Source organism: Streptomyces sp. NPDC021212, from assembly GCF_044332925.1.
In the GTDB taxonomy this organism is placed as follows: Bacteria; Actinomycetota; Actinomycetes; order Streptomycetales; family Streptomycetaceae; genus Streptomyces.
In genome coordinates, this window is the sequence record NZ_JBIRPZ010000002.1 from 556,239 (window position 1) to 576,305 (window position 20,067).

15 protein-coding genes are annotated in these 20,067 nt (G+C 74.7%); 4 read left to right on the plus strand and 11 right to left on the minus strand.

Annotated elements, in window-relative coordinates; genetic code table 11:
- Window positions 1–23 precede the first annotated feature (23 nt).
- The 5 genes from ACH4SI_RS06750 to ACH4SI_RS06770 form a co-directional block, all read right to left on the minus strand.
- Complete coding sequence (locus ACH4SI_RS06750) at window positions 24–2,207, minus strand: 3-hydroxyacyl-CoA dehydrogenase NAD-binding domain-containing protein (RefSeq protein WP_398293343.1); 2,184 nt, start codon at window positions 2,205–2,207, stop codon at window positions 24–26.
- Window positions 2,208–3,100: 893 nt separating this feature from the next.
- On the minus strand, window positions 3,101–4,315 hold the full coding sequence (locus tag ACH4SI_RS06755) for an acetyl-CoA C-acetyltransferase (RefSeq protein WP_398293345.1): 1,215 nt from the start codon (window positions 4,313–4,315) through the stop codon (window positions 3,101–3,103).
- 27 nt (window positions 4,316–4,342) lie between these two features.
- Entirely contained in the window at window positions 4,343–5,509 is a 1,167-nt protein-coding gene (locus tag ACH4SI_RS06760) for a CaiB/BaiF CoA transferase family protein (RefSeq protein ID WP_398293347.1), read from the minus strand.
- 101 nt (window positions 5,510–5,610) lie between these two features.
- Window positions 5,611–7,062 carry a sialate:H+ symport family MFS transporter gene (locus tag ACH4SI_RS06765; protein WP_398293350.1) on the minus strand — a complete coding sequence of 484 codons (1,452 nt, stop codon included), beginning with the start codon at window positions 7,060–7,062 and terminating at the stop codon, window positions 5,611–5,613.
- Window positions 7,059–7,997: a dihydrodipicolinate synthase family protein gene (locus tag ACH4SI_RS06770; RefSeq protein WP_398293352.1), complete on the minus strand. Its 939-nt coding sequence runs from the start codon at window positions 7,995–7,997 to the stop codon at window positions 7,059–7,061. The genes ACH4SI_RS06765 and ACH4SI_RS06770 overlap by 4 nt, the downstream gene beginning before the upstream one ends.
- 158 nt (window positions 7,998–8,155) lie before the next feature.
- Here ACH4SI_RS06770 and ACH4SI_RS06775 point away from each other — a divergent pair, with 158 nt between their 5' ends.
- Complete coding sequence (locus ACH4SI_RS06775; RefSeq protein ID WP_398293354.1) at window positions 8,156–8,467, plus strand: DUF1203 domain-containing protein; 312 nt, start codon at window positions 8,156–8,158, stop codon at window positions 8,465–8,467.
- Here ACH4SI_RS06775 and ACH4SI_RS06780 read toward each other — a convergent pair.
- The 3 genes from ACH4SI_RS06780 to ACH4SI_RS06790 all read right to left on the minus strand — a co-directional run bounded on the left by ACH4SI_RS06780 (window position 8,464) and on the right by ACH4SI_RS06790 (window position 11,951).
- On the minus strand, window positions 8,464–9,183 hold the full coding sequence (locus ACH4SI_RS06780) for an endonuclease V (protein WP_398293356.1): 720 nt from the start codon (window positions 9,181–9,183) through the stop codon (window positions 8,464–8,466). The two genes, ACH4SI_RS06775 and ACH4SI_RS06780, sit on opposite strands and share 4 nt — an antisense overlap.
- A gap of 31 nt (window positions 9,184–9,214) precedes the next feature.
- A complete protein-coding gene (locus ACH4SI_RS06785) occupies window positions 9,215–10,297 on the minus strand; it encodes a WD40/YVTN/BNR-like repeat-containing protein (RefSeq protein WP_398293939.1) in 1,083 nt (360 codons plus the stop codon).
- Window positions 10,298–10,469: 172 nt separating this feature from the next.
- Window positions 10,470–11,951, minus strand: coding sequence for an RNA polymerase sigma factor (locus ACH4SI_RS06790; RefSeq protein ID WP_398293359.1), 1,482 nt, complete (start codon window positions 11,949–11,951; stop codon window positions 10,470–10,472).
- 246 nt (window positions 11,952–12,197) lie between these two features.
- Here ACH4SI_RS06790 and ACH4SI_RS06795 point away from each other — a divergent pair, with 246 nt between their 5' ends.
- Complete coding sequence (locus ACH4SI_RS06795; protein WP_398293361.1) at window positions 12,198–12,614, plus strand: SsgA family sporulation/cell division regulator; 417 nt, start codon at window positions 12,198–12,200, stop codon at window positions 12,612–12,614.
- A 16-nt stretch (window positions 12,615–12,630) separates the two neighbouring features.
- On the opposite strand, the gene ACH4SI_RS06800 is transcribed toward ACH4SI_RS06795, so the two are convergent.
- On the minus strand, window positions 12,631–13,317 hold the full coding sequence (locus tag ACH4SI_RS06800; RefSeq protein ID WP_398293363.1) for a GPP34 family phosphoprotein: 687 nt from the start codon (window positions 13,315–13,317) through the stop codon (window positions 12,631–12,633).
- A gap of 149 nt (window positions 13,318–13,466) precedes the next feature.
- On the opposite strand from ACH4SI_RS06800, the gene ACH4SI_RS06805 reads away from it, so the two are divergent.
- Window positions 13,467–14,633, plus strand: a complete 1,167-nt coding sequence (locus ACH4SI_RS06805) for a helix-turn-helix domain-containing protein (protein ID WP_398293366.1) — start codon at window positions 13,467–13,469, stop codon at window positions 14,631–14,633.
- Window positions 14,634–14,636: 3 nt separating this feature from the next.
- Here ACH4SI_RS06805 and ACH4SI_RS06810 read toward each other — a convergent pair whose 3' ends face one another.
- A complete protein-coding gene (locus ACH4SI_RS06810; RefSeq protein ID WP_398293368.1) occupies window positions 14,637–15,599 on the minus strand; it encodes a LysR family transcriptional regulator in 963 nt (320 codons plus the stop codon).
- A gap of 110 nt (window positions 15,600–15,709) precedes the next feature.
- On the opposite strand from ACH4SI_RS06810, the gene ACH4SI_RS06815 reads away from it, so the two are divergent.
- Window positions 15,710–16,336 (plus strand): LysE family translocator, encoded by a 627-nt coding sequence (locus ACH4SI_RS06815; RefSeq protein ID WP_398293370.1) that lies wholly within the window; start codon window positions 15,710–15,712, stop codon window positions 16,334–16,336.
- A 4-nt stretch (window positions 16,337–16,340) separates the two neighbouring features.
- On the opposite strand, the gene ACH4SI_RS06820 is transcribed toward ACH4SI_RS06815, so the two are convergent.
- The gene (locus ACH4SI_RS06820; protein ID WP_398293372.1) at window positions 16,341–19,742 is read right to left on the minus strand and encodes a hypothetical protein; all 3,402 of its coding nucleotides are present in this window, start codon (window positions 19,740–19,742) and stop codon (window positions 16,341–16,343) included.
- Window positions 19,743–20,067: the final 325 nt, after the last annotated feature.

The window sequence follows — 20,067 nt, forward strand, 5'->3', positions numbered from 1 at the left end:
CAGCGGTGTGGCGTGCCCGGCCGCTAGTCCGTGAAGAGTTCGCCCCGCTCCGCCTTCTCCAGCAGCAGCGGCGGCGGCGCGAACCGCTCCCCGTACGCCGCCTGGAGTTCCCGGGCGCGTGCCACGAAGCCCGCGACACCGCCCTCGTAGCCGTTGATGTACTGGAGCACTCCGCCCGTCCAGCCGGGGAAGCCGATGCCCAGGATCGAGCCGATGTTGGCGTCGGCGACGGACGTCAGCACGCCCTCCTCCAGCAGCCGCACCGTGTCGAGCGCCTCGCAGAACAGCATGCGCTCCTGCATGTCCTCGAAGGGAATGCTCTTGTCGCCGGTGCTGCCGAAGTGCTCGCGCAGCCCCGGCCACAGCCGCAGGCGCTTGCCGGTGGCCGCGTCGTACTCGTAGAAGCCCGCTCCCCCGCTGCGCCCCGGGCGCCCGAACTCCTCCACCATGCGGTCGATGACCGTATCGGCCGGGTGCGGCCGCCACTCGCCGCCCGCCTCCAGCGTCGCGCGCCGCGTCTCCTCGCGGATCCTGCGCGGGAGGGTCAGGGTGAGTTCGTCCATCAGGGAGAGCACCTTGGCCGGGTAGCCCGCCTGGGCGGCGGCCTGTTCGACCGAGGCCGGGTCGATGCCCTCGCCGATCATCGCCACGCCCTCGTTGATGAAGTGGCCGATGACGCGCGAGGTGAAGAAGCCGCGGGAGTCGCGCACGACGATCGGGGTCTTGCTGATCTGCCGCACCAGGTCGAAGGCGCGGGCCAGCGCCTCGTCCCCGGTGCGCTCGCCCTTGATGATCTCGACCAGCGGCATCTTGTCGACGGGTGAGAAGAAGTGCAGCCCGATGAAGTCGTCGGCGCGCTCCACGCCCTCCGCCAGCGTCGTGATCGGCAGGGTGGAGGTGTTGGAGCACAGCAGGGCGTCCGGCGCGACGATCGGCTCGGCCTCCTGGAAGACCTTGTGCTTGAGCGCCGGGTCCTCGAAGACCGCCTCGATGACGGCGTCACAGCCCGCCAGGTCGCGCGGGTCGGCGGTCGGGGTGATGAGGGCCAGCAGCGCGTCGCGCCGGGCCTCGCTCGTACGGCCCTTGGCGACCGCCTTGGCCAGCAGCCCTTCCGCGTACGCCTTGCCCTTGGCCGCCGCCTCGTCGGAGACGTCCTTCAGCACGACCTCGATACCGGCCTTGGCACAGGCGTACGCGATGCCCGCGCCCATCATCCCGGCGCCCAGCACCGCGACCTTGCGCACCTTGCGCGGCTCGATCCCCTGCGGCCGGTTGGCACCGGAGTTGACCGCTTGGAGGTCGAAGAAGAACGCCTGGATCATGTTCTTGGCGGTCTGGCCGACGACCAGTTCGGTGAAATACCGGGCCTCGATGGTCTGCGCCGTCTCGAAGTCGACCTGCGAGCCCTCGACGGCGGCGGCGAGGATGTTGCGCGGCGCCGGGTAGGGGGCGCCGCCCAGCTGCTTGCGCAGATTGGCGGGGAAGGCGGGCAGGTTGACGGCGAACTTCGGGTCCGCCGGGGTGCCGCCGGGGATGCGGTAGCCCTTCTCGTCCCACGGCTGCCGCGACTCGGGGTGGGCGTCGATGAAGGCACGCGCCCGGTCCTGCATCTCCTCCGGCGTGTCCACGACCTCGTGCACCAGCCCCGCCTCCAGCGCCCGGCGCGGGGCGTACCGGGTGCCCTGGAGCAGCACCTTGAGCAGCGCGTCGGCGACGCCGAGCAGCCGCACCGACCGGACGACGCCGCCGCTGCCCGGCAGCAGGCCGAGGGTGACCTCGGGGAAGCCGATCCGGGAGGCGGGGATGTCGAGCGCGATCCGGTGGTGGCAGGCGAGGGCGATCTCGAATCCGCCGCCGAGCGCCGCGCCGTTGATCGCGGCGACGACGGGCTTGCCGAGCGTTTCGATGCGGCGCAGTCCGCGCTTGATGCGCAGGTTCGTCTCGAATGTCTGCTGGGCCTGATCGGGCCCGAGCGTGACCATGTCCTTGAGGTCGCCGCCCGCGAAGAAGGTCTTCTTGGCGGAGGTCACGATGATCCCGCGAACCGACTCGCGCTCGGCCTCCAGCCGGTCGGCGACCGCGTCGAGGGAGGCGATGAAGGCGGCGTTCATGGTGTTGGCGGACTGGCCGGGGTCGTCGAGGACGAGGGTGACGATGCCGTCGTCACCCTGCTCCCAGCGGATGGTCGAGGCGGTGGCGTTGCTCATCTGACGGTCTCCAGGGGGCGAGGGGTGAAACGGAAGCGGTTCGGAAGCGGATCGGAAGGTTGTTTGCGGACGACGGCCGAGGCGGGCCCCGCCCGGGCTCCCCCGCCGCCCCCGCGGCCCCACCCCGCGAGGCCCGGAGGGCCGGTGGACCGGTAGGGCCGGTAGGGCCGGTAGGGCCGGTGGGCCGGTAGGGCCGGTAGGGCCGGTAGGGCCGGTGGGCCGGTAGGGCCGGTGGGCCGGTAGGGCCGGTGGGCCGGTAGGGCCGGTGGGCCGGTAGGGCCGGTGGGCCGGTAGGGCCGGTGCCGGTAGGGCCGGTGGGCCGGTGGGCCGGGTGGGGGCCGTTGGCGGGCCCCCGGAGGAACTCCCGGCCCGGAACCTCGGTGCGGCCAGGGCCGGAACCCCGGGAGGGGACCCGGGACCAGAGCCCCGGAGGACCCCAGAGCCAACACCCCAGGCGGACCCAAGGGCACGACCCCGCAGCCCACGGACCGGAACCCCGAACAGGGCCCACGACCCGAACCCCGGAGGGGCCAGGACCAGAGCCCCGGAAGGGGTCCGGGACCAGAACCCCGGAGGAACCCAGAGCCAACACCCCAGGCGGACCCAAGGGCACGACCCCGCAGCCCACGGACCGGTACCCCGGACAGGGCCCGACCCGAACCCCAGTGGAGCCAGGGCCCGAACCCCAGCAGGCCCAGGGGCACAGCGCCCGCAGCCCAGGGATCGGGACCCCGGACACGGCCCAGGACTCGAACCCCGGAGGGGGTCCGGTCGCCCGAGCTCCGGGCGGGGTCCGGGGGATGCACCCCCGGGCAGGGGCCAGGGGCGGAGACCCGGTGGGGGCCGGGGGCGGAGTCCCCGGTTCGGGAAGGGGCGGGGTGGGGAACAGGCACCTACAGCCGCTCGACCACCGTCGCGATGCCCATGCCGCCCCCCACGCACAGCGTCGCCAGACCGTAGCGCTCGCCGCGGCGCTCCAGCTCGTCCACCAGCGTGCCGAGGATCATCGCCCCGGTGGCGCCCAGCGGATGGCCCATGGCGATCGCGCCACCGTTGACGTTGATCTTGTCCAGGCCGAGCCCCATGTCCTCGGCGAAGCGCAGCACGACCGCCGCGAACGCCTCGTTGATCTCGACCAGGTCGATGTCGTCGATGGCCAGCCCGGCCTTGGCCAGGGCCTTGCGGGAGGCGGGGGCCGGGCCGGTGAGCATGATGGTCGGATCGGCGCCGGAGACGGCGGCGGAGACGATACGGGCGCGGGGCGCGAGCCCGTAGCGCTCGCCGGTCTCGCGGTTGCCGATGGCGACGAGGGCCGCGCCGTCCACGATGCCGGAGGAGTTGCCCGCGTGGTGGACGTGGTCGATGGCCTCCACCCAGTGGTACTTCTGGAGCGCCACCGCGTCGAAGCCGCCCGCCTCGCCGATCGCCGCGAACGACGGCTTGAGCCCGGCCAGGGTCTCGGGCGTGGTGCCCGGCCGGATGTGTTCGTCGCGGTCGAGGACGGTCAGCCCGGCGCGGTCGCGGACCGGGACCACGGAGCGGTCGAAGCGGCCCTCCTTCCAGGCCAGGGTCGCCCGCTCCTGCGACAGCGCGGCGAAGGTGTCCACGTCGTGGCGGGTGAAGCCGCCGAGGGTGGCGATGAGGTCGGCGCCGATGCCCTGGGGGACGAAGCCGGTCTCGTAGTTGGTCATCGGGTCGGCGAACCACGCGCCGCCGTCGGAGCCCATCTTCACGCGCGACATGGACTCGACGCCGCCCGCCAGCACCAGGTCCTCCCACCCCGAACGGACCTTGGCCGCGGCCAGGTTGACGGCCTCCAGGCCCGAGGCGCAGAAGCGGTTCTCCTGGACACCCGCCACGGTGACCGGGAGCCCCGCCGCGATGGCCGCGACCTTGGCGATGTCGGAGCCCTGGTCGCCGAGCGGGCTGACGACGCCGAGCACCACATCGTCGATCGCCGCCGGGTCCAGTTCGGGGAAGCGCCGCCGGATCTCGTGGATGAGGCCCACGACGAGGTCGACGGGCTTGGTGCCGTGCAGGGCGCCGTCGGCCTTGCCGCGTCCGCGCGGGGTGCGGATGGCGTCGTACACGTACGCTTCGGTGCTCACGTCAGCTGCCTTTCGGGGGTGGGCGGATCAGGGGGCCGGGTCGGTGGGCGTCGCCGGAGCGACGCCGGGTACGCCCCAGTCGCGCGCCACCTCGGCGGCGTGCGCGCCGGGCCGGGCGGGGCCGCCGCGCACCCGCCCGGGGGTCGCGGAGAAGCGCGGGGCGGGGGCGGGCTGGGTGATGCCCGCCGCGTCGACGAAGGTGTCGCGGGCGGCGAGTTGCGGATGCCCGGGGGCCTCGCGCAGCGACAGGACGGGCGCGACGCAGGCGTCCGACCCGGCGAAAACGGCCGTCCACTCCTCGCGGGTGCGCTCCTTGAAGCGGGCGGCGATGACGTCGCGCAGCCGGTCCCAGCTGTCGATGTCGCGGCGGTTGGGCGCCTGGTCGGCGACCCCGAGCAGTTCGGTGAACTCGGTGTAGAACGCGGGCTCCAGCGCGCCGACCGCCATGTAACCGCCGTCGGCGGTCTCGTAGGTGCCGTAGAAGGGGCAGCCGCCGTCGAGGAGGTTGCTGCCGCGCCGGTCCTGCCAGCCGCCGGCCGCCATCATGCCGTGCAGGACGGCGGTCAGATGCGCGGTGCCGTCCACGATCGCCGCGTCCACCACCTGGCCGGTGCCGCCGGAGCGGGCGTGCTGGAGGGCGGCGAGGACGCCGATGACGAGGTAGAGCGAGCCGCCCGCGTAGTCCCCGAGCAGGTTCGCGGGCGCCACCGGCGGGCCATCGGCCTCCCCGATCATGCCCAGGGCGCCGGTGATGGCGATGTAGCCGATGTCGTGCCCGGCCGTACCGGCGAGCGGGCCCTCCTGCCCCCAGCCGGTCATCCGGCCGTAGACGAGCCGGGGGTTGCGGTCCAGGCAGGGGTCAGGGCCGAGGCCCAGCCGCTCGGCGACGCCGGGGCGGTAGCCCTCGATGAGGATGTCGGCCCGCTCCACGAGGCCGAGCGCGGCGTCCCGGCCCTGCTCGGACTTCAGGTCGAGCAGGACGGAGCGCTTGTTGCGGTTGGTGAGGTCGTACTCGGGGTCGACCTTCAGGCCCCCGGGGCGGTCGGGCCGGTCGACCCGTACGACATCGGCGCCCAGGTCCCCGAGCAGCATGGCCGCGAATGGCCCGGGCCCGATCCCGGCCAGCTCCACCACCCGCACCCCGGCCAGCGGCCCGTGCCCCGTCGTTCCGCCCACGTCTGCTGCCGCCGCCATCCGGGTCCGCCCTCAGCCTGAAGTTTGACACCACCGCTGTAACACCGCCGATGCTAGGAACGCGCCCCCCTTTCCACAAGCCCCCACCCGGGGCGGGGCGTTCAGCCCGGCGTGTCGGTCCTGTCGGCCGTAAGCGGGCGCCCCCGCACCAGGTGGTCGCCGGGCAGGGCCGGGTCCGCCAGACGGCCCAGCCGGCGCGGCACATCGGCCCCCACCAGCACGATCACCACCAGTGTCAGACCGGACGTCAGCACCGCCAGGGCCTGGCCGAGCGGCATGCCCTCCGCCAGATGGGCGCCCAGCACCGGGGCCACCGCGCCGCCGAGTGCGCCGGTGTTGTAGACGAAGCCGAGCGACGCGGCGCGGTTCTCCGTGGGGAAGTGGCCGGCGATGTACTTCGGCAGGATGCCGGAGATCCCCTGGCTCAGGGCGAGCAGACAGAACAGCAGCACCCCAAGACCCACCAGCGTGTCCCGCACCGCGAACACCGGGAAGACGAAGCACAGCGAGGCGAGCAGGGTGTACGCGTAGGCCCGCCGGGTCCCGAGCCGGTCACCGGCGAACCCGGCCAGCCAGCACCCGGCCATCGTGCCGAAGCCCGCGTAGAACATCGCGTCGGTGACCTCGGAGGGCGCGTACCCCAGCTCGGTCTTCAGATAGGTGGGCAGCAGCGCCTGGATGGGCCAGCTGTAGAGGAAGGCGCAGAAGACCGTGCCCATCAGCGCCACGTACAGCAGCCAGCCCCGGCGTCCCCCGAGCTGGGCGGCGAAGGCGAGCAGGCAGCCCGCCGCCAGCAGCGACAGCGGCCACCGCGAGCCCGCCCCCAGGGGGGTGAAGACGCAGAACAGCGCGGCGCTCGCGGCCACCGCCAGGGCCGCGTTGAGGTATCCGCGGCGGCCGGTGAACAGGGGCCGGAACGGGTTGGGCCGGGCGGCGCCGGACGCGGCCACCTCCGCGCGCCAGTCCCCCGCCTCCGGGAGCGCGCGCCGCACCCACAGCGCGACGAACACGGGCAGGACGCCGATGTAGAACATCCAGCGCCAGCCCCAGTGCGGTACGACCCACTTGTACAGCTCGGCGGCGAGGATCGTGCCGCCCGCGTAACCGGAGATCAGAAAGCCGGAGGCGCGGTTGCGCAACTGGGCGGGCCAGCTCTCCAGGGCGTACGTGGCGCTCGCGCTGTACTCACCGGCCATGCCCATGCCAATCAATAGCCGGGCGGAGAAGAGGCTGAAGTAGTTCCAGGCGAAGCCGCACGCGAAAGTGCCCAGCGAGTAGAGCAGAATGCTGGCGATCATCGCGGGCTTGCGCCCGTACCGGTCCCCCATCGCCCCGAGCAGCGCCCCACCGAGCCAGCGGGTGATGAAGGCCCCCGAGACCAGGCTCGCCGCCGACGCCGCGCTCAAGTCGAACTCGTCGGCTATCTCGGTCAGCACGAGCGTGATGAGCACGAAGTCGAAACCGTCGAGCAGATAGCCGATCCAGGCGGCGAACAGCGACTTCCACTGCCGCCGGGAGACCTCGCGGTACCAGGGCGATTGCACACTCGTCACGACAACAGTCCTCCGTCTTCGAGCAGTTGACGCACCGTTTTCACGGCATCGCCTCCGAGCGGCACCTGCGGCGCGGCGGTCGCCGGGCAGGCGATGACGCCCAGCAGATGCAGCGCCGCCTTGAAGGCGCCGAGCGCCGAGGAACTGCCGCCCATCGCGGCCGGATCACCGGCGTCGGTGAGGGCGAACAGCGCCGCCAGCCGGTCCTGTTCGGCCGCGGCCCGGTCCCAGCGTCCCGCGCGGGCGTGCTCGTAGAGCCGTACGTAGCCCGCCGGATCGACGTTGCCAAGACCGGGGACGACGCCGTGCACACCGGCCAGCAGGGCGCCGTCCACGGCGAGTTCGGAACCGGTGAGCACGGAGAAGGAGTCCAGGAGGCCACGGCGCCGGGCCTCCACGATCAGCCGCCGCAGCGCGCCGTCGTCGCCGCTGCTGTCCTTGAGCCCGGCGAGCGTGCCGTCGGCCGCCAGCGGCAGCACGATCCGGGGCGTCAGTTTGGAGTGGACGGAGGCCGGGATGTCGTACGCGAACAGCGGCAGCCCCGCGCCCTCGCGCACCCGCCGGAAGTGGTCGGCGATCTCCACCGGATGGGTGCGGGTGTAGAAGGGCGCGGTGGCCACGATGGCGTCCGCGCCCAGCGCGGCGGCGGTCCTGGCGTGGTCCACGACCCGCTCGGTCGCCATGTCGATCGCCCCGGCCAGCACCGGCACCCGCCCGGCCGCCGCCTCGATCACCGTCTCCAGGACGGTACGGCGCCTGCCGTCGCCCAGATACGCGGCCTCGCCGCTCGACCCGAGCGCGAACAGGCCGCTCACGCCCGCGCCGATCAGCCGCTCGGCGAGGGCGGTGAGAGACGCCCGGTCGACGTCACCGGCGGGGGTGAGGGGGGTGCACAGGGGCGGGACGACACCGGTGAGCGGAGCCGGAAGACTCATCTGGACCCTGCTTTCTGGATGGGACGGTTCCGAAGGAGCGGTTCCGAATGGGGCAATCTGGACGTCGGACGTCCTATGTTTTGGGGCGAATGTGACGGAGCACCAGCCCCCTGTCAAGTACGCCCGGCCTCCAGCACCCCGTCCGGATACCGCCAGACATGGCGCCCTCCGCGCAGACGGGCGCCGAGCCCGGCCCGTACGACGAGGTGGGGCCGGTCTACCTCCACGCCGAGGAGTGCGGCGGCTGGAGCGGCCCCGGCTTCCCGACCGGCATGTGGGGCGACCGCCGCGTACTGCGCGCCTACTCCGCCCAGGGCAACATCGTCGGCGGCCGGCTGCTGACCGGCGGCGGGCAGCGGGCGTGCGAGGAGAACCTGGCGGAGCTGTACGCGGACCCCGAGGTGGCCGCGGTGCATGTGCGCTGCGTCGAGTTCGGCTGCTTCGTGGCCGAGACGCGACGAGTCGGCTAGCCGGCGTCCGCCAGCGCGCGGCGGCACAGGGCGTCGGCGCGGCGGGTGGTCTCGGGCTGCCGGTAGTCGCGGGCCAGATGGAGGGTGTACGCGCAGGCCTCGTCGATGGTCACCCGGTGGCCGACGGACACGAACACCGGCTTCACCCCGTCCCGGGTGCGCAGCGCCCGGCCGACCTCCTCGTCCCCGTCGAGCAGCGGCGTCCAGTCGCCGCGGCGCGGGCCGGGCGGGTCGTGGCGGAAGGCGAACGGGTTCTTGGCGACGCCGATCGTCGGCAGCCCGGTGAGCACCCCCAGATGGCTGGCCAGCCCGAAGCGGCGGGGGTGGGCGATGCCGTAGCCGTCGCACACCACGACCTCGGGGCGGTGGCCGAGCCGGTCCAGGGCGCCGAGCGCGTCCAGCACGGCCGGGATCTCGCGGAACGCCAGCAGCCCGGGCACATACGGGAAGGTGGTCCGGCCGACCGCCGTCGCCTCCCCGGCGACGGCGAGGGTACGGGCGTCCAGCGCGACGGCGGCCGCCGCGACGACGCCCCGCTCGTCGTCGTACGCCACGTCCACACCGACGACCGCCCCGGCCCCGCCGCCCGGGGCGGGCAGCGCCCCGCCCTCCGTGCGGACCGACCCCCGCAGCCGCTCCTGCACTGCGGTCGCCTCGGCCTCGGTCGTGGGCCAGTCGTGCGGGAGTTCATAGCGGGGATCGATGGCGCTCGTCATGACCGGTCACGCTACCGCCCGGCGCAGCTCCCTACCGGGTCGGCTCCAGGCGGGCGACGCGGCCCTTCTCGCCCGACGCCCAGCAGCCGCCGTCCTGCGCGCAGTCCACCGTGTCGTACGAACCGGAGTCGAGGGCGCGCCAGGTGCGGCCGCCGTCCGCCGTCACGTCGGTGCCCGTCGGGCCGACCGCGAGGGCGCTGCGGTGGCCGTACGGGAGCCAGGCGACGCCCGAACGGTAGGCGGGCGGGGGCTGGGTGGCCGGGGTCCAGGCGGCGCCGCCGTCCGCGGTGACCGCGGCCGCGCGCGGGGACGGCTGGTCGGGGCGGTAGTCGCCGCCGACGGCGAGGCCGTGGCGGGCGTCGCGGAAGGCGAGGGCGAAGACGCCGCGGGCCGGGTCGCCCGCGGGGAGCGGCGCCTCGGCGACGGTCCAGGTGCGGCCGCGGTCGGCGGTGTGGAAGACCCGGGCGGTGGTGGCGCCGCCGGTGGCGAACCACGCGTCCCGGCGCCCGGCGCTCACCAGGCACTGCCCGCTCGCGGCGAACGCGGCCTCGCCCGGTTGCGCGGCGGGCATCCCGCCGGTGGGCAGCACGCGCCAGGTACGGCCGCCGTCGCCGGTGGCGAGGGTGCGGTACTTCCCGTCGACGGGGTCGCCGAGCGCGATGCCGTGGCGGGTGTCGAAGAAGGTCAGGCAGTCGTAGAAGGCGCGCGGATCGGGGTTACGGAACGTCTCGCTCCAGGTGGCGCCGCCGTCATCCGTGCGGAAGACCCGCGACGCCTCGCCCTCGCCGATGGCCAGCACCACGGCGCGCCGCGCGCCGAACGCCTCGACGTCGCGGAACTCCAGCCCCTCCGCACCGGGCGGGGACACGTTCCGCCAGGTGCGTCCGCCGTCGCGGGTCCGCAGCACCGTACCCTTCGTCCCCGCGACCCAGGCGGTCCGGCGGTCCACGGCGGCGAGTCCCCGGAAGCGGGCATCGGTGCCGCTGTCCTTCGGCCGCCATCCGGTGTGCACCCCGGCGCCCTCCGCACCCTGGGCGGGCGCGGCGAGGGCGGCGGCGAGGGCGGCGGCGAGCGCCGCCCCGCAGAGTCCGGCGGCCGCCATGCGTCTCACCATGCCCATGATCCCCGTGCGCGTCATGGAGGGGGAAGTTAGCCCATGGGCGGTACGCCGTCCATAACGCCGTATGACACCCCGGACACCCCGGACACCCCGGACACCCCGGACACACAGCGGCGCCCCCGGGGATCCCGGGGGCGCCGCCGATCGGCCGTTCAGCCGTGCCGGTTCACTTGTTCACGCAGAGCTTGACCAGCAGCGACACGCAGTTCTGCGAGTCGTCGGTGGGCGCCGCGGTCGGGTTGCCCGGCTTCCCCTGCTGGTCCGACGTGCCGCCGCCACCGCCGGAGTCACCGCCGCCGTTCGTCGGGTCCTGCGACGGCGACGAGGGCTCGGAGGTGGGCTTCGACGTGGGCTTCGATGTCGGAGTCGACCCGGATTCGGACGGGTCGGGCGACGTGGTCGGCTTCTTTGACGACGGGGCCGAAGGAGCGGACGACGGCGTGGACCGCGACGGGGACACCGCGCTCGACGGCACATCGGACGGTCCCGGCGCCTTCGCGGACGGCCGGCTCCGGGACGCCTCACGCGTGCCGTCCGCGTGCGGCGCGCTCGGCTTCCGCGACGCGGCGTCGGTCGCGTCCGTACCGGACGTACCAGAAGAACCGGAAGAACCGGAAGTAGCGGACGAGTCGGGGGATTCCTTGTGCGGTGCCGACACCGCCGCCGGCTGCCCCGCCTCCGCCGCGCCGCCGTTGGTGAGGGCGAGCCCCGTCATGACCGCCGCACCCGCGACGAACAGCACCCCGGCCCCGGCCACCGCGACGGCGACCGGCCCGGCCTCGCGCACCTGCCCGTGCATCAGGTGACGCATCGAGCGTCGGCCGGAGACGAGCGGTCCGTTCGCCGGAGCCGCGTGCGACGCACCGCCGATCGGCACGGTCGCCGGGCCGCCCACCCCTGCGGTCCCGGCGCCCGCCGCGGCGGCTCCCGTCGTTGCCCAGCCGCCCGCGGCGGCCAGCGGCCGCAGGTACGGCGCGGTGCCCCGGTCATACAGCGCCAGCAGCGCGGGGCCGGTCAGCGCGGCCAGTCGGCCATCGGCCGCCACCAGCCGCTCCATCCGGGTCCGGCAGTCCGGGCAGCCGTCGATGTGCACCGCGATCTGCTCGGCCTGATGCGGGTCGTCCGTGCCCAGCACATGACCCGGCAGCCCGTCCCAGTGGCCACCGCAGGCAGCGCTCACCGGGGTGCCGGGGTGCGCCCGCAGGAACTCGTGGCGCAGGCTCTCCCGCGCCCGCTCCACGAGCGCGGCCGCGGCCTCGGCGCTCGTACGCGTACGACGGGCCGCCTCCTCCGGCGGCAGGGCTTCCGCCTCGGCGAGCCAGAGCGCCGCGACCCAGCGCTGCGGCAGCTCGCCGAGGACACGTATCAGCGGTTCGAGGAGCGAGGCCTGCTGCGGCGGACCCCAGTTCACGGAGGCCACGGCGAGCCCGCGGACGGCGCTCGTCAGTTCGCCCGGCGCGGCGTCGGCGTCGATGGGCTCCCCTTCGCGCAGCCGCCGCCAGATGCGGAAGTGCGCCTCGGCGACGAGATCCCCCGCCGTCCAGGGGTTGCCGGTGAGGGTGCGGGCGTACCCGACAAGTCTCGGATATTCGGATTCGTAAAGCCGGGTGTACGCGGCCGCATCCAGCGCCGCGGGACGGATCGTCATGGTGGAACAACCCCTGGGGTGGGTGCCTCGGGAGAGCGGAGTGCGGCGGAAGTTTTGTAACAGCTCCGCACGGCACCCGAGACCGTGCATGGATTTCGCAAGCCTAAATGCCGTATGTCCCCCCGAAAAACCGGTCGTGACGCACGTCACGCCCACGACGGGTGCACTGGCCCGTCAGCCCGTACGTCTTATGGACGTAGAGACGGCGAGGATCGCACCGATCGCAATCGCAAGGGAGCAGGCGTTGTGACCACTGTCATCGACCAAGCAGTCCAGGCTCACCTCATCGCGTCGACCCCGGAAGCACGCGCCATCCCGGCATGCCTGCGCTACGAACGCGACGACCCGTTCGCCGTCCGCGTCTCCTTCCCGCCCACCGCGTCTCTGGACGGTTCCGCCGTGGAGTGGACATTTGGGCGCGAACTGCTCGCGGCCGGGCTGCGCGGGCCCGCGGGCAGCGGTGACGTCCAGATGTGGCCGTGCGGAACGCAGCGCACGGTGCTGGAGTTCCACGCGCCCGAGGGCATGGCGATGGTCCAGTTCGACACCGGGGACCTGCGGCGGTTCCTGGGCCGCTCGTACGCGGTGGTGCCGGAGGGGGCCGAGGGAGGGGAGCTGGACCTGGACGACGGGCTGGCGTCGCTGCTCAGAGACGCCGCCTGAGAGAAATCCGTTCGGATCAGTTGGTGGTCGTGGTCGTGACGGCGGTCGCCGCCGACAGCGCCGTGGCGACCGCGGCGGCGAGTCCAGCCCGCACATGGTCGACCACGCCCTCCAGCGCCGCCCCCGGCGCGCCGCTGCGCGCCTCCAGCTCCGCGATCCGCTGCCGGTGCGCCTTGAGGTCCTTGTGCGTGACGACGGTCGTCAGCCCTCCCGCGGCGGCGAGCGCGATCAGCGCCGCGTCCCGCTCGGACACCTCGGACGCGGGCCGGTCCCCGTACAGGACGCGCACCGCCTCGTCCCGCATCCCCGCGACCAGCTGCGGCCGTTCCACCGCGTACTCCTTGACCGGGAACAGGCCGAGCACCCGCCGCCGTGAGGTGGCGCGCACATACCCGGCCGCCCGCAGCTGGTGCCGTACGGCCCTCTCGGTCAGCCGCGTCTCATGCCCCACCCAGGCCCCCCAGCTGCGCGGCCGGGACTCCTCGATCACCTCCAGCAGCCCGTCCAGCGCCGGGTCCCCGGTCCGGGCGTCCGGCAGCGGCCTGGGCCTGCCGTCCGCGTCGACGAGCAGCTCGCGCTGCGCGAGTTCGGTGAGCGCCCCGGCCTGGACCAGATAGCCCAGATGCGTGACGGGTTTGCCGGTGCCCGGGTCGAAGGCGAGCAGGTAGAGCGTGGCGGCGAGCGAGAGCGAACCGTTCGGCACGGGATCCTCCGGGCGTGTGCGTGCACCGACCCTAGGGCGTGTGCCCTCCCCGGCGACGGCGACGCGCACCACCGCTGCGGCAGGCGTGGCATTCGGGAGGCGGGAATGCCTGCACGTACGCTGACTTGGACGGAATGGGGGATGGGCCGGTGGGCGGAGCCGATGAGGTCGAGGAGTTCGTGGAGAGCCTGCGCGCGCTGAAGGAGCGTTCGGGCCGCAGCTACGGGGCCTTGGCCACACGCCTGCACGTGAGCGCGTCCACCCTGCGCCGCTACTGCGACGGCGACGCGGTCCCCACGGACTTCGCCCCGGTGGAGCGCTTCGCCCGCCTGTGCGGCGCCACCCCGGAGGAGCTGATCGCCCTCCACCGCCGCTGGCTCCGCGCCGACGCGCATCGCTCCGCGGCCGCGCGGAGGTGGTTACGGGTCGTTCCCGGCGACGTGGCGTCGGGCGAGGCGGCCCGCGCCCCGTGGCGCGCCCGGCCGCGGGGCCCGTGGGGCCTGGTGGCGGGCGTGGCCGCCGTCATCGTCCTCGCCGTCACGGCCGTGGAGGTGCGGTCGACGCCCGGCGACGGCGCACCTCGGCACGACACCGCCGCCTCGCCCCCGGCGACCGCGACGCCCAAGGCGCCCGCGACGCGCCCGCCCACCGCCGGGCCCACCGCCCGCGGCCATCTGGCGCGGCAGAACGGCCCCGCGCGCCCGCCCCTCACCCTCGGCACCCGCTCCCACGTCTGGGAGAGCGGCTGCGACCATCGCTACCTCATCGACCGGCCGCCCGCCGACGTCGCCCCGCCGCCCACCGAGCGCGACGCCCCGGCCTGGGCCGCCGCCCATCACGCGGTGCACGGCGGGACCACCAACGTCGAGGTGACGGTCCAGGGACCGGCGGAGTCCGCGGTCGTGCTGCGCGCCCTGCGCGTACGGGTCGTGGGGCGCCGTACGCCGCTCGCCTGGTCGTCGTTCGCCATGGAGAACGGCTGCGGCGGCTCCCCCACCCCGCGCGCCTTCTCCGTCGACCTGGACGCGGCCCGCCCCCGGGCGCGCCCCACCGACGGCACGGACGAGGGCAGGCCGATCCCCGCCGTCCGCTTCCCGTACCGGGTCTCCGCGTCCGATCCCGAGGTGCTTCTGGTCAACGCCCGCACGGCGGGCTGCGACTGCCGCTGGTACCTGGAGCTGGAGTGGACCAGCGGGGACCGCTCCGGGACGGTGCGGATCGACGACAGCGGCGCACCGTTCCGTACGAGCGGCGTCAAGGGCCGCCCCGAATACGGCTACGACTACGGCGAAGGGGCCTGGCGCAGGAGGACCTGAGCGCTACTCGGCCCCGCACTCGCGTTCTTCTCGCAGGGGAGCCTCCCAGGTGGCGGTGATGTCGCGGGCGACATCGCGGAGGAGGTCGATGAGCATGTCGGCGAGTGGGGTGAGGCTGGCGTCGGTTTTGGTCAGGGCGTAGAGCTGGCGGTGGGGCCTGGGGAGGGCCAGTTCACGATGGGTGGTGCCGGGCGCGTGGGTCAGGGCCAGGCGCGATACCAGAGCCACGGCGCTGCCCGTGCCGACGAGGGCCTGGACAACGTCGTAGGACTCGGTCTCGAACCGCACGGTGGGAGTGAAACCGGCCTCGCGGGCAGCGTCGTGGAACTGTTCGCGGGCGGCGTGGCCGGCCAGGATGGAAACCCACGATTCGTCGCGCAGTTGTTCCAGGCGCAGTTCGCCGTCCGCAGGCTGCCCGGTGGCCAGTGGGTGGTCGTCGGGGAGAACCACGACCATCGGGTCCAACAGGAGCGGGTGAGCGCGTAGATGCGGGGGCGGCGCGAGCGGTGCGCCCCAGGACGCGACGATGGCGAGGTCCAGGCGCCCCGCGCCGATCTCGTCCGCTCCGCGTCCGGACACCACGTCCACGACGGAGACGTCGGCGTCCGGATGGCGGTGCCGCAGGGCCGTCAGGGCAGGTGGCAGCAGGTGCAGGGCGGCCGCCTGGAACGTTCCGATCCGCAGCCGTAGGGAGAGGTGGCCGAGCAGTGCGGCCAGTTCCGCCTCGGCCCTGTCCGACACCTCCTCCACGGTTCGGCCGTGGGAGGCGAGCAGCGCACCGGCCGCGGTGAGCGTTGCTCCGCGGGGACCACGGATGACCAGGGGCACCTGCCAGTCGCGTTCGGCCTTGGCCACCTGCTGGGTGATTGCCGCGGGCGTGAGGTGGAGTGCGTGAGCCGCCGCCGTCAGGGAGCCGTGCCGCTCGATCAACGCGAGAAGCCGCAGCTGTCCCGGATCCACGATCATTCACAAATCCTAACGCTGCACCCTTCTCTTTTAACTTCTCTTAGGGGCGCGGGACAGGAAGCCTGGTGGTACACCCATCGGTCGCACTCCCCGGAAGGGGTTCCTTTCCCATGCCCACGCATGTGCCCGTTTTCCTCGCCACCACCTTGCTGCTGGCGATGCTGCCAGGTGCGAGTCAAGCCCTGATGATCCGGCAGGTTCTGGAAGGCGGCCAACGGACGCTCCGGGGCACGCTCGCGGGCAATGCCAGCGGCTTCCTGCTGTGGTCCACGGCCGCCGCGGCCGGGCTGTCCGCCGTTCTGCTGGCCAGCCCCACCGCGTACGCGGTGCTCCGGATCGCGGGCGGCATCGTGCTGATGATCCTCGGGGTGAAGACGTTACGGACCGCGCTCACCACCACCGTCTCCACCGGCCCGCCCTCCGGGGACGGGCGCGGCACTGGCTTCGCGGGCGGATATCTCACCGGCCTGGTCACCAACCTCGGCAACCCCAAGGCGGGCGTGTTCGCCGTCTCGGTGCTGCCCCAGTTCGTGACCTCGAAAGGCCCGGTGTTCCTGTCGACCGTCGCCCTGGGAGCCCTGTGGGCGCTCGTCAGCGCCTCCTGGTACATGTTGCTCACCTGGGCCGTCAGCCGAGGGCGCGCCCTGGTGTCGCAGCCGACCGTCCTGCGGGGAATCAGCGTGACCACCGGCGTCGTGCTGCTGGGGCTGGGCGCCGCGGTGGCAGCAGGTGTCTGAGGGCCTACTCCCCCGCCGTCGTCAGCCGCAGCGCCGCGTCCCGCACATCCGGGTGCGGATGCCGCCGCAAGGCCCGCACCCGCTCCCGCCAGGGCTCCGCCCATTCCGTACGGGGGCCGCCGACGCCCGTGAGCACCGCGGCGAAGAGCCCGGCCGCGTGTCCGCCGTCCTCCTCCAGTTGCCAGGCGGCGCGCAGCAGCGCCTCGCCGCCGCCCGGCCGCGCGGCGGCGCCGAGCCGGTCCCGCAGGACGTCGGCGGTGCGGGCGGCGAGCGCGGGGCGGGAGGCGTGCAGCCGGGCGAGGCGGGCGAGCGCGGCGGTCAGCGCGCTCGGCCGGGCGTCCAGGTCGAGCGCCTGGACCAGGACCTCGGCGGCCTCGGAAACGAACGTCTCGTATCCGGCGAGGAGTTCGGCGGCGCCGAGGGCGTGGCGCCGCATCTCGCGCGGCCGCATCCGCCCGTGCTGGGCGAGTCGCGTGGCGAGGTGGCGGATGCGCTGGCGGGCGGGCCGGTCGCGGTCCGGTTCGGCGTCGGGTATGCCGGTCCGGGCGTCGGCGGTGACGAGGGCGGCCAGCGCCCAGGCGAGCGGGTTGTCCTCGGATGTGCCGTCGGGTGCGGCGGCCATGAGGGCGAGCAGGGCGTCGGCGGCGGACCGCCAGCTCGCCCGGTTGTTCAGGTCGGTGACGGCCGCGACCAGCAGCGCGGCCGCGTCCGGCGCCCAGGGCGACCAGCGGGCGAGCGCCGCGTGGCCGGAGGCGGCCACCTCGGGGTCCTCGGTGTCGCAGACGACGCGGATGAGCTGGGCGTAGCGCTCGCGGTGGTGTTCGGGGAGGTCGAGGGGCTGGGTGCGCAGGACGGCGTGGCGCAGTTCGCGGCGCCCGCCGGCGGCGGCCGTCAGCAGTTCCCAGGCGCGTTTGGTGCCGAGCAGCCGGGCCGCGAAGCGGACGCAGACGGCCTGGACGTCGGGGTGCTGGGCGGGGAGCCCCTGGGCGTCGGCGAGGAGGGTGGCCGCTTCGGGGACGGGGAGGTGGGTGGCGGCGAGCCGGGCGGCCTCCTTGCGGCTGGTGACCTTGGCCGGGACGAACGGTACGGCGGTGGCGACACCGTCGGGCGCGAGGACACCCCGTATGAGCGCGTCCAGCCGGGACGGCGCCACATACCGGGCGGCCCTGCCCGCCGCGTACACCGCCACCCGCGCGCGGTCGCCGCCCGCGTGGGCGAGCAGCACGGGCAGGGCGTCCCCGGGGAGGCGGGTCCGGGGCAGGGCGGCGAGCGCGGCCTCGGCGAGCACCACGTCGTCGGCGGCGGCCCACCTCCTGACAAGGGCCCCGTCGAGCGGCGCGGCACGGGCGATCGCGGAGGCGCGGTCGGCCGGCGGCAGGGTGGTATCGGCGGCGGCCTCGGCCAACAGGCGTACGGCGGCTGCCTGTTGGCGGGGCAGCCAGCGGGCCGCGTCGCGGCCGGTGGGCGGCGTCCAGTGGGTGCCGTGGGTGAGGAAGCGGCCGTAGGGCGGGGTGTCGCCGAGCACGAGGTCGAGCAGATCGGTGCGGCGCCGGGTCAGCTCCGCCAGGACCGGCGACAGGACGGCGGCCGAGGGCTCCTGGGCGAGGAGTTCGGCCACCCGGGCGTCCCGTTCGCGGGGCGGCTCCAGCCACAGGGCGATCGCGGTGCGGGCGGTGTCCCCGCGGCCGAACGCGATGGCCTGCCACAGCAGTTCCTGCAGCTCGGGCATGGTGTGGGCGCGGCGCCCGAGGGAGCGGGCGAGCGCGAACGTCAGCTCGTGGTCGACGCGTTCGGCGCCCGCCTCCAGCCAGGGGCGCAGCGCCTCGAAGACGGTGTGTTCCTGGCCGCACCGCAGCTGGTGGTCGAGGCGGCCGAGGTCGGCGGCGCCGACGCTGCCCGCCAGCCGGGTCACGGTGCGCAAGCCCCAGCCGAGCAGTTCGCGCCGCCCGGTGACGGCGTGTTCGCGCAGCAGGGCGACGGCGAGGCGGCGCAGCGCCCGGCGGGTGGCGGCGGAGGAGTCGCGGGCCTGGATGGCGTCGGTGGCGACCCGGTCCAGCGGCTCGGCGGCGTCGTCGGTGAACAGGGCGGGCGGGGTCGCGGCGAGCGCGTCGAGGGCGGCGTGGCGCACCGGGTCCTGCTCGTTGCGCAACCGTTCCAGCTGCCGCAGCAGCGCGGTGACGGCGTCCGGGTCGCCGGAGCGGGCGGCGTTGCGGATCAGCAGCGGGTAGGCGGTGGCCCGGTCGTCCGCGGCGGGACGGCGGGTGGCCGCCGACAGTTCGTCGTGCGCCTCCTCGACCGGCAGATACGCGACCGCTTCGAGGACCGTGGTCCAGTGCGCGCCGCGCTCGCGCGCCTGCGCCGCCATCCGGCGCGCCTCGTCCTGGCGGCGCGGGCGTGGCAGTGCGTCGAGGACGGCGGGTGCCAGGACGGCGTGGGCGGGGTCGCGTTCGGCGGTGGCGGCGTCGAAGAACGCGGCGCGGCGGGCGGGCGGCAGGGCGGCCAGCAGCCGCGCGAGGGCCTGGGGGTCGTGCGCCAGGGCCCGGCCCAGGGCGTCGAGTTCGGGCGGGTCGGCGCGTACGAGCTTACGCAGTACGGCCCGTTCCAGCCCCCGGCCGCGCAGCAGGTGCGCGTGTTCGGGCGTGAGCAGCAGATCGACCGTACGGCCGGGGTCGGCGGCCACCAGCGTGCCCAGCCGGTGCCGCAGGGGTGGGGGCAGCGGGCTGTGGCACCGCCGTTCCAGCAGGTCCAGTACGCGGTGCGGTTCGGCGCGGGCGGCGAGCGCCACGCCGGGCGCGTACCGCAGCCACCAGTCTGCGCGCAGGGCCGCGGGCAGCGCGGACAACTGCCGCTCGGCCTCGTCGAGGACCACCGCGGGGTGGCGGGTGGTGAGGGGCCGCCAGCTGCCGACCGCGTGGAACAGCGCGGGCAGCAGCCGTACGACGGTGTCGGCCCCGCAGCCGGGCAGCAGCCGCGCCGCCTCGGCGTCGCCCCAGCGCTCCCGCAGCGGTTCGATGAGCCGGTCGGCGAGCGCGGTGCGGTGCCGGGCGACGACGGCCCGGATGAGCTGGCGACGTACGGTGGCGGGCGCGTCCTCGAACGCCGCCTCCAGCGCCTCGTCCCGGACCCGGGCTCTGAGCGCATGGCACCGCACCAGGGGGTCGGGGTCGGTCAGCAGCGTCTCCAGATGGCCGGTCCGCCCGCCGACCGCGGCCGCGGCGGCGGCCAGCCGCCGTTCGTAGGTGCCACGCCCCGACAGCTCCTCGACCAGCCCGGCCAGTTGGCCCCGCGCGCTGGCCGCCCGCACCCGCACGGCCAGTTCCCGCATGCGCCGCGGGTACGGCAAGGGGTCGAGGGCGGCGATCAATTCGTCGGCGAGGACGCGGGGCGCGTCGGGGTCGTACACCATGCCGAGGATTCTCCCCGCCACGTGCCGCGCACCCGCAGGGGGTCGCCCTCCCCCACCCCGCCCCTTCCCGAACAGGTGGCTCCGCCCCCTGGCCCCCGAAGGCACCGGCCGGACGACCGGGGCCGCCAGGAGTGCCGGACGGGCGGCCGAAAGGGCCGGGCAGGTCGCCGGGAACGGCGGGGGCGGGGGTGGGCCCGTGCCCCCGGGGCGGAGCACCGGACACGTCCCCGCGCCGGGCGCAGGCGGCCGGGCACGGGTGGCCGAGCGCGGGCCACCGGGCACGAGCCACCGACCACAGGCCGCCGGGCACGAGCCACCGGGCGCA

Coding starts and splice junctions, on each gene's coding strand:
- ACH4SI_RS06775 (WP_398293354.1), top strand. CDS start 8,156: ATGGCGCCCTCCGCGCAGACGGGCGCCGAGCCCGGCCCGTACGACGAG.
- ACH4SI_RS06750 (WP_398293343.1), bottom strand. CDS start 2,207: ATGAGCAACGCCACCGCCTCGACCATCCGCTGGGAGCAGGGTGACGAC.
- ACH4SI_RS06820 (WP_398293372.1), bottom strand. CDS start 19,742: ATGGTGTACGACCCCGACGCGCCCCGCGTCCTCGCCGACGAATTGATC.
- ACH4SI_RS06780 (WP_398293356.1), bottom strand. CDS start 9,183: ATGACGAGCGCCATCGATCCCCGCTATGAACTCCCGCACGACTGGCCC.
- ACH4SI_RS06770 (WP_398293352.1), bottom strand. CDS start 7,997: ATGAGTCTTCCGGCTCCGCTCACCGGTGTCGTCCCGCCCCTGTGCACC.
- ACH4SI_RS06810 (WP_398293368.1), bottom strand. CDS start 15,599: ATGATCGTGGATCCGGGACAGCTGCGGCTTCTCGCGTTGATCGAGCGG.
- ACH4SI_RS06785 (WP_398293939.1), bottom strand. CDS start 10,297: ATGGTGAGACGCATGGCGGCCGCCGGACTCTGCGGGGCGGCGCTCGCC.
- ACH4SI_RS06760 (WP_398293347.1), bottom strand. CDS start 5,509: ATGGCGGCGGCAGCAGACGTGGGCGGAACGACGGGGCACGGGCCGCTG.
- ACH4SI_RS06815 (WP_398293370.1), top strand. CDS start 15,710: ATGCCCACGCATGTGCCCGTTTTCCTCGCCACCACCTTGCTGCTGGCG.
- ACH4SI_RS06790 (WP_398293359.1), bottom strand. CDS start 11,951: ATGACGATCCGTCCCGCGGCGCTGGATGCGGCCGCGTACACCCGGCTT.